Source organism: Sphingomonas sp. Leaf30, assembly GCF_001422525.1.
Classification (GTDB): Bacteria; Pseudomonadota; Alphaproteobacteria; order Sphingomonadales; family Sphingomonadaceae; genus Sphingomonas; species Sphingomonas aerolata.
Window position 1 is genome coordinate 1,409,074 of sequence record NZ_LMKZ01000001.1, and the last position, 6,974, is coordinate 1,416,047.

6 protein-coding genes are annotated in these 6,974 nt (G+C 68.7%); 4 read left to right on the forward strand and 2 right to left on the reverse strand.

Annotated features, from left to right (window positions below; all coding sequences use genetic code 11):
* The first annotated feature begins 5 nt into the window (after positions 1–5).
* The gene (locus ASE89_RS06605; protein WP_056674951.1) at positions 6–1,475 is read left to right on the forward strand and encodes an MATE family efflux transporter; all 1,470 of its coding nucleotides are present in this window, start codon (positions 6–8) and stop codon (positions 1,473–1,475) included.
* Between the two features lie 8 nt (positions 1,476–1,483).
* On the opposite strand, the gene ASE89_RS06610 is transcribed toward ASE89_RS06605, so the two are convergent.
* Positions 1,484–2,431 carry a diacylglycerol/lipid kinase family protein gene (locus ASE89_RS06610; RefSeq protein ID WP_082451254.1) on the reverse strand — a complete coding sequence of 316 codons (948 nt, stop codon included), beginning with the start codon at positions 2,429–2,431 and terminating at the stop codon, positions 1,484–1,486.
* A gap of 118 nt (positions 2,432–2,549) precedes the next feature.
* On the opposite strand from ASE89_RS06610, the gene hemB reads away from it, so the two are divergent.
* The 3 genes from hemB to ASE89_RS06625 are packed head-to-tail and all read left to right on the forward strand — an operon-like array spanning position 2,550 to position 6,286.
* Positions 2,550–3,542, forward strand: a complete 993-nt coding sequence (gene hemB / locus ASE89_RS06615) for a porphobilinogen synthase (RefSeq protein WP_056674953.1) — start codon at positions 2,550–2,552, stop codon at positions 3,540–3,542.
* The gene (locus ASE89_RS06620; protein ID WP_056674955.1) at positions 3,535–4,080 is read left to right on the forward strand and encodes a GNAT family N-acetyltransferase; all 546 of its coding nucleotides are present in this window, start codon (positions 3,535–3,537) and stop codon (positions 4,078–4,080) included. The genes hemB and ASE89_RS06620 overlap by 8 nt, the downstream gene beginning before the upstream one ends.
* Positions 4,073–6,286, forward strand: a complete 2,214-nt coding sequence (locus tag ASE89_RS06625; RefSeq protein WP_056674957.1) for a hypothetical protein — start codon at positions 4,073–4,075, stop codon at positions 6,284–6,286. Before ASE89_RS06620 ends, ASE89_RS06625 begins: the two co-directional genes overlap by 8 nt.
* A gap of 16 nt (positions 6,287–6,302) precedes the next feature.
* On the opposite strand, the gene ASE89_RS06630 is transcribed toward ASE89_RS06625, so the two are convergent.
* Positions 6,303–6,818, reverse strand: coding sequence for a hypothetical protein (locus ASE89_RS06630; RefSeq protein WP_056674959.1), 516 nt, complete (start codon positions 6,816–6,818; stop codon positions 6,303–6,305).
* Positions 6,819–6,974: the final 156 nt, after the last annotated feature.

The window sequence follows — 6,974 nt, forward strand, 5'->3', positions numbered from 1 at the left end:
CTGCGATGCCTGATGCGACGGACACGGCTGCACCAAGGACCGGCCAGCGCGACCTGACCACGGGGCCGATCGGCAAGACGTTGCTGGCGTTCGCGCTGCCGACGCTCGGATCGTCGGTCCTGCAATCGCTCAACGGTTCGATCAACGCGGTGTGGATCGGCCAGTTTCTCGGCGAGCGCGCGCTGGCGGCGACGACCAACGCGAACATCATCATGTTCCTGCTGGTCGCCGCGGTGTTCGGCTTCGGCATGGCGTCGACGATCCTGATCGGGCAGAACATGGGGCGGCGCGACATCGATGCGGTGCGCCGCGTTCTCGGCACGTCGTTCGGGCTGTTCACGATCATCTCGGTGCTGACGGTGGCGATCGGCTGGCTGGCCGCGCCGGCGATCCTGCGCGTGCTGGCGACGCCTGCCGAGGTCTATCCGCTTGCGCTCGCCTATCTGCGCGTGATCTTCGTCGCGATGCCCGCGGGGTTCCTGTCGGTGCTGCTGACGATGGCGCTGCGCGGCACCGGCGATTCGCTGACCCCGCTCAAGTTCATGGCGCTCGGCTCGGTCGTCGACGTCGCGCTCAACCCGCTGCTGATCCGCGGCTGGGGGCCGATCCCCGCGCTGGGGATCGAGGGATCCGCACTCGCGACACTGATCGCCAACACCGTCTCGTTCGTTGCACTGCTCGCCTACATCTACGCGAAGGACCTGCCGATCCGGCTGCGCGGTGCGGAGCTGCGCTACATCCTGCCCGATCGTGCGCTGTTGAAGACGATCGTCGTGAAGGGTGTCCCGATGGGGTTGCAGATGCTCGTCGTCTCGACCTCGGCGCTGGCGATGATCGGGCTGGTCAACCGGCACGGCACCACCACGACCGCCGCCTATGGCGCCGCCAACCAGCTCTGGACCTATGTGCAGATGCCCGCGATGGCGGTCGGTGCGGCGGTCAGCGCGATGGCGGCGCAGAATATCGGTGCGGGGCGCTGGGACCGGGTCGACCGGATCACGCGCGCGGGGCTGATGATGAATCTCGCGCTGACCGGCGGGCTCGTCGCGCTGCTGACGCTGCTCGACCGGCACGTGCTGTGGCTGTTCCTCGGGCAGGATGAGGGCGCGATCGGCATCGCCACGCGGATCAACCTGATCGCGGGGTGGAGCTTCATCCTGTTCGGCGTGTCGATGGTGCTGTCGGCGACGGTACGCGCGAACGGCGCGGTGGTCGGCCCGTTGCTGATCCTCGCGGTCGCGATGGGGCCGGTACGGTTCGGGCTCGCCTATGTGCTAGAGCCGATGATCGGCGCTGATGCGATCTGGTGGAGCTTTCCCGCGGGCTCGCTCGCCTCGATGCTGCTGACGATCGGCTATTACCTGCATGGCGGCTGGCGTAAGGGCCGGATCGTTACCGAGCCCGCCGCACACGACGCAGGCGAGGCAGCCAAGGCGGATTGCGAGCCCGCCAGCCGGTCCATGCCGGTCGGCTGAGCGCCGTCCTAGGCCTGGGGCGGCGTCACCGGGGCCATCACCTGAATGATCCCGGCGGCGATCCTGGCCGTCACCGGCGTCTTGGCGAGCACCTCGCCATCGATCGAGATCGGCAGCTTGGGGATCGTGTCGACGCGCATGCTCTTGCCGCGGAAGTCGCGGACCTCCTCGTGGCGCGATTCGTGGCGAAACACGCTGGCGACCCAGTTTTGCACCAGTCGCCGCTTCATCTTGCCCATCACCGCCTGCACGACGATCTCGCCCGAATCGACCGCCGCCGCGTCGACCAGCTCGGTCCCGCCATGATAGGGACCGTTCGAGATCCGCACCTCGACGACGCGCATCCGCACCGCGTCCGGGCCCTCGCCGACGATCAGCGTGAACGGACGGAAGCGCATGAACTGATACGCCGCCCAGCCGAGATAACCGACCCGGCCGAGTACCTTCTTGAGGCCGTGCGGCACCGTCTCGGCGATCTTCGGACTGATCCCCATCGCCGCGCAATTGGCGAAATAATCGCCGTCGATCATGCCGAGATCGATCCGCCGCGGCGCCCCGGTCCGGATGACCTCGACCGCGCCCTCGATCGTCAGCGGAATGCCCAGCGTCCGCGCGAAGCTGTTCGCGGTGCCGAGCGGGAGCACGCCGAGGATGACGTCGTGCCCGACCATCAGGTCGACGAGCCCGCTGATCGTGCCGTCGCCGCCGCCCAGGATCAGCAGATCGGGCTTGGCGGCAAGCGCGCGCCGGACGGTGGGCTCGAGATCCTCGGGGTTCTCGACCGCATGCGCGTCGACCTCATAGGGAAGCCCCGACATCGCCGCACAGGCGCGCTTGAACAGCGCCTGTCCTTTGCGCGATTTCGCGTTCACCACGAGCGCGGCGGAGCGGATCGGCCGGTCGCGCGCCAGTCCGGTATCAGGGGCCTGGGTCGTGTCTGTGGTGGTGGCGGTCATGCGAGGCCCAACGCGCGAAAGGGAAATGCGTCCCCGAGGCCGAATCGGCAGCGATCGGTTTCGTTCGCGCCGACCGTAACGCTTGCCTGCGCGGCGTCCATCCCGCAAAAGCCGCGCCATGTCCGCAAGCTATCCCGCGCTGCGCCTGCGCCGCACCCGCTCGTCCGACTGGAGCCGCCGGCTCCATGCCGAGACCGTCCTCACGCCGGCCGATCTGATCTGGCCGCTGTTCGTCGTCGAGGGGGAGGGCGTCGAGCAACCGATCGCCAGCCTGCCCGGCGTATCGCGCTGGTCGGTCGACCAGATCGTCGCGCGCGGTCGCGAGGCGCGTGACCTCGGCATCCCGTGCATCGCGCTGTTTCCCTACACCCAGCCCGAGCGTCGCACCGAGGATGGTCGCGAGGCGCTCAACCCCGACAATCTTATGTGCCAGGCGATCCGTGCGCTCAAGGATGCGGTGCCCGAGGTCGGCGTGCTGACCGACGTCGCGCTCGACCCCTATACCAGCCACGGCCATGACGGGCTGGTCGACGCGGCGGGCTATGTCGTCAACGACACCACCGCGGAGATGCTCGTCGCGCAGGCGCTGAACCAGGCGGCGGCGGGCGCGGACATCATCGCGCCCAGCGACATGATGGACGGCCGGATCGGCATGATCCGCACTGCGCTCGAGGTGGAGTCGCATCACAACGTCCAGATCATGTCCTATGCCGCCAAATATGCGAGCGCCTTTTACGGCCCGTTCCGCGATGCGGTCGGCAGCCGCGGGCTGCTGAAGGGCGACAAGAAGACGTACCAGATGGACAACGCCAATGCCGAGGAGGCGCTGCGCGAGGTCGCGATGGATCTCGCCGAGGGCGCCGATACGGTGATGGTCAAGCCGGGCCTGCCCTATCTCGACATCATCGTCCGCGTCCGCCAGGCGTTCGAGGTGCCGGTCTTCGCCTATCAGGTGTCGGGCGAATATGCGATGATCGAGGCGTCGGCCGCAGCGGGCGCGGGCGACCGTGACGCGCTGGTGCTCGAGACGCTGATGGCGTTCAAGCGCGCCGGCTGTTCGGGCGTGCTGACCTATCATGCGGCACACGCGGCCCGGCTCCTGAATGGATGAGTTCAGGCTCGAGACCGAGCGTCTCATCCTGCGCGCGTGGCGGGACGCGGACATCGAGCCCTTTGCGGCGATGGGGCGTGACCCCGATGTGATGCGCTTTCTCGGGCCGACGGCGACGCTCGCCGAGACGCAGGCGGCGGTCGGCCGGATGGTCGAGCGGCAGCGCACGTCGGGGCATTGCTTCTGGGCGATCGAACGCAAGGCGGATGCCGCGTTTCTCGGCTTTTGCGGTCTGGTACCGGGCAAGCCGCCGATCGACGGCGCGATCGAGATCGGCTGGCGTCTCGCGCGTCATGCCTGGGGGCAGGGCTATGCGTCCGAGGCCGCGGCGGCGAGTCTCGCCTGGGGCTGGGCCCATCTGCCCGTCGCGCATATCGTGGCCATCACGGTCTCCGCCAACATGCGCAGCCGCGCGCTGATGGACCGGCTGGGCATGACCCATGTCGAGGACGGCGATTTCGACCACCCCGATCTCACCGCCACCGACCCGCTGCGCCGGCACGTCCTCTATCGGATCCATCGCCCCACCAATGTCTGATCCTTCCCCGATGGCACGGTGGTGCCGCGTCCTGTTCGTCGCGACGATCCTGGCAGGGTCGTTCCTGCTGTTCCTCGTCCAGCCGATGGTCGCGCGCATGGCGTTGCCGCGGCTCGGCGGCGCGCCTGCCGTGTGGAACTCGGCGATGCTCGTCTATCAGGCGCTGCTGCTCGGCGGCTATGCCTATGCGCACTGGCTCGGACGGGTGAAGCCGCGCGCGCAGGCGGTCATCCATCTCGGCGTGCTCGCGGTCGCGGCTTTGTGGCTGCCGATCGGGCTGTTCGCGCTCGATCTGCCCGCCGATGCGCAGCCTGCGGTGTGGGTGCCCTGGCTGCTCGGCCTGTCGATCGGGCCGCTGTTCTTCGCGGTCTCGGCACAGGCGCCGCTGATCCAGCGCTGGTTCAGCGCGTCGAGCGGCGGCGCGGATCCCTATGCGCTCTATGCCGCGTCCAATCTCGGCAGCTTCGCGGGGCTGATCGCCTATCCGCTGGTCGTCGAGCCGTTGCTGGCGATCCACGGCCAGAGCCTGTTGTGGACCGCAGGGTACGCGGTGCTCGTCCTGCTTGTGGCGCTCTGCGCGACGCGGCTGCCGCGCACCGCGTCGGCCGAGCATATCGCCGCGACCAGCCCGGCGCCGGGCGCGGCGCGGATCCTCCACTGGATCGCGCTCGCGCTGGTGCCGTCGGGGCTAATGCTCGCCACCTCGACCTATATCACCACCGATATCGTCGCGATGCCGCTGCTCTGGGTGCTGCCGCTCGGGCTCTATCTGCTCAGCTTCACCATCGCCTTCGCGCAGGATCGCACGCTCGCCGACCTGCTGACCCGGATCGCGCCGGTGACGATCCTGCTGTTCGGCGGGGTGATCATGGGCGGGTTCAACGACAAGCCGGTGTTCAGCGCGACGATCGCGCTGACCTTGCTGTTCATGGTCTCGGTCGCGCTACACACCGCCATGTATCGCCGCCGTCCGGCCCCCGACCGGTTGACGGGCTTCTATCTCGCAATGTCGGTCGGCGGCGTGCTGGGCGGGGTGTTCGCGGCGTTGCTCGCGCCCGTGATCTTCGACTGGACCTATGAATATCCGCTGCTGATCCTGGCCGCGGGCGTGCTCGTGCCGCAGATGTACCTGCTGGCGACGTTTCGCGCGGTCTGGTCGGGACCGGCGGTACGACGCCATCTCGGGCTTGCGGTCATCATTTTCGTCATGGCGGTGGCGGCCGGGCTCAGGATCAGCAATCCCGACGGCATATTGGGCGACCAGCATCAGGGCGCGGCCTTCCTGATCGTCGCCGCGATCGGCCTCGCCACGCTTGGCGCACGGCTGCCCTATGTCGTCGTGCTCGCCAGCACGCTGGTGATGTTCGGGGGCTATCGCGCGCTGGAACTCAGCGCGGAGCGGGGTGCGCGCGAGCGCAGCTATTTCGGCGTCTATACCGTCCGCGACGGCGAGGGGGTCCGCGAGCTCGATCACGGCACCACCGTCCACGGCATCCAGCTGCGCGGTTCGCCCGCGCGCGAGCGGACGCCGACCACCTATTATGTCGCCGGATCGGGCGTGGGCCAGGCGATGCTGGCGCTCGGCCCGCTTTATGGCCCGGCAGCGCGCGTCGGTGTCGTCGGGCTGGGGACGGGTACTTTGTCTTGCTACGCCCGCCCGGGCGAGCAGTGGCGTTTCTACGAGATCGACCCGGCGGTCGTCCGGATCGCACGCGATACCGGCCAGTTCAGCTATCTGTCGCGCTGCCTGCCCGATCCCGTCATCCGGATCGGCGACGCGCGGATCGCGCTGGCGGGCGAGCGGACCGCAAGCCTCGACCTGCTCGCGCTCGATGCTTTCTCGTCGGATACGGTGCCGATGCACCTGATGACGCGTGAGGCGTTCGCGACCTATGGCCGCGTGGTGTCACGCAACGGGCTGCTGCTCGTCCATATCTCGAACCGCTATATCGACCTCGAACCCGTGGTCGCGGCCGCCGCGCGCGAGGCAGGGTGGCACGCCGTCCACCTGCTCTACCGTCCTTCGCCGCTCGACGCCGATCATCCCTCGCCATCGGACTGGATCGCGCTGTCGCGGGACCCGCGGGCGATCGCGCTGCTCCGGCAACGCAATTCGGGCTGGGAGCCGATCGTCGCACGCGACGGCATGGCCGCATGGACGGACGATTATTCGACGATCCTGCCGCTGCTCAAGGGGCTCTGGTAGGCTGCGGGGGGCGGCGTCAGGCGGCCGGGAGGCTCGCCTGGATCTGCGTGATGGTTGTTCCCTGCTTCTCGGCTTCGGCCTGCGCCGCGTCGCGCACCGCATCGAGCGGGGGATAGGCCGGCGCGAGCGTCGCCGCGCGATCGGTCGCGCGACGCTCGATATCGGTGACCAGCAGCGACGTCTGCGCCCGCCAGTCGTCGAGACCCGCCAGCGCGGTCTGGGCCGTCAGCCACGGCTCGCTGCCGACCGCACCGCCGCGTGCGGCGCGGGCGGCGGTCTGGGTGCTCGCCGCATCCTTCGCAAAGCCCGCCCTGATCCGGTCGAGCTGCGTCCGGAACGCCGCAATGTCGGTGTCGAGCGTCGGGTCGGGCTGGACCACCACCGGCTTGCCCGCGGGTTCGCCAAAGCCGATCGATTCGGTCGGGCGGATCCCGAGCGAGGGATAGCTGGCGGTATCCTTGCTGCAGGCGCCGACCGTCAGGGCGGGTGCGAGAAGAAGGGCGATCAGCGCGGGGCGGGAAGGCTGTTTCATGCCCGCCGCTCTATGCCGCCGGCGCGGCGTACACAACTTTATCGCGCAACACCCTTGCGCCGCGAAAAATGCCTGCTATCAGCGCCCCTCCAGTGCACCCATAGCTCAGCTGGATAGAGCATCAGACTACGAATCTGAGGGTCGGGCGTTCGAATC

What these genes read in the sequence shown, in the direction of transcription:
- ASE89_RS06605 (WP_056674951.1), top strand. Translation starts at nt 6, where the DNA reads ATGCCTGATGCGACGGACACGGCTGCACCAAGGACCGGCCAGCGCGAC.
- ASE89_RS06610 (WP_082451254.1), bottom strand. Translation starts at nt 2,431, where the DNA reads ATGACCGCCACCACCACAGACACGACCCAGGCCCCTGATACCGGACTG.
- hemB (WP_056674953.1), top strand. Translation starts at nt 2,550, where the DNA reads ATGTCCGCAAGCTATCCCGCGCTGCGCCTGCGCCGCACCCGCTCGTCC.
- ASE89_RS06620 (WP_056674955.1), top strand. Translation starts at nt 3,535, where the DNA reads ATGGATGAGTTCAGGCTCGAGACCGAGCGTCTCATCCTGCGCGCGTGG.
- ASE89_RS06625 (WP_056674957.1), top strand. Translation starts at nt 4,073, where the DNA reads ATGTCTGATCCTTCCCCGATGGCACGGTGGTGCCGCGTCCTGTTCGTC.
- ASE89_RS06630 (WP_056674959.1), bottom strand. Translation starts at nt 6,818, where the DNA reads ATGAAACAGCCTTCCCGCCCCGCGCTGATCGCCCTTCTTCTCGCACCC.